This is a genomic window from Blautia sp. AM42-2 (assembly GCF_003480245.1).
In the GTDB taxonomy this organism is placed as follows: Bacteria; Bacillota; Clostridia; order Lachnospirales; family Lachnospiraceae; genus Fusicatenibacter; species Fusicatenibacter saccharivorans.
Genome location: NZ_QUIM01000040.1, coordinates 1 through 876, shown reverse-complemented (window position 1 = coordinate 876; position 876 = coordinate 1). Strand labels below are relative to the sequence as shown.

The window sequence follows — 876 nt, the reverse complement described above, 5'->3', positions numbered from 1 at the left end:
TTCTTCCCGGAAAGTTTTCCTTTCATTTCCAGATATTCGAAAACAATCACATCTGCCTTATTTTCTGATGCATAAAAAACGATTTCCTTTGCAATTTTTCTGCCAAGCTCTATATTCAGACGTTTTGCATATGCCCATCTTCCCTGCACCTGACGCGATCCATGTTCCCGCTGAAATCTTCGAATCCGTCCCAGCACACGGTACGTCCGGTCTTTGTCACTGGGAAAGTTAATAAACTTTCTTCCCAGGATAGTTCCGTCTGGACGCATGATGGTACAGACTGCATCCGTATTGATGCCGAGATCCACACTGCAGATCGTTTGTTCTTTGACAGGTGTCCGGTTTAAAGATACCTCTTCCGCATACGTAAAACGCAGGAAATATTTGTCGTGCTTTTTCTCCAACGTTGGCGCCGAAGCTTTTTTGCCCGACCAGTGTTTTCTTAAATATTCCATATCCGTATGTTTCAGCCGCACAGCAAACCATTTCCAGTCATGGCCATCGTACAGTTTTAAAAAGGCCGCATCTTCCTCTTCTGTGTTTTCACGGTACATGACATCGTGGTAAAAAACAGGCATGGCATACTGTTCACTTTTCAGATACGGCTTTCCCGTTTTCTCCCCCTCTGCTTTCCACTGTTCCAGACGCGTCCGATAAGAAGATACACTCCCAAGCGCATGCTGGACTGCCGCCCGTCTGAAATAGGATGGCATCCTGGGAAAGCAGAAATCAAAATCAAACCGGGCCGGATTCCGTTTCGTTGTATGCACCAGATGTTCCGCTGCATTGAAACGTTTCTTACTTTCCTCAATTTGGGCCAGTTCTTCCCACACAGATTCATACACTTCGACCAGATAGCGGACAGCAGAACGGTAA

Annotated in this window: 1 protein-coding gene; it reads right to left on the bottom strand. The window is 46.0% G+C overall.

Annotated features, from left to right (window positions below):
- Positions 1-876: transposase (locus tag DW915_RS15570; RefSeq protein ID WP_118742437.1), on the bottom strand; the 876-nt coding region annotated here is incomplete at both ends.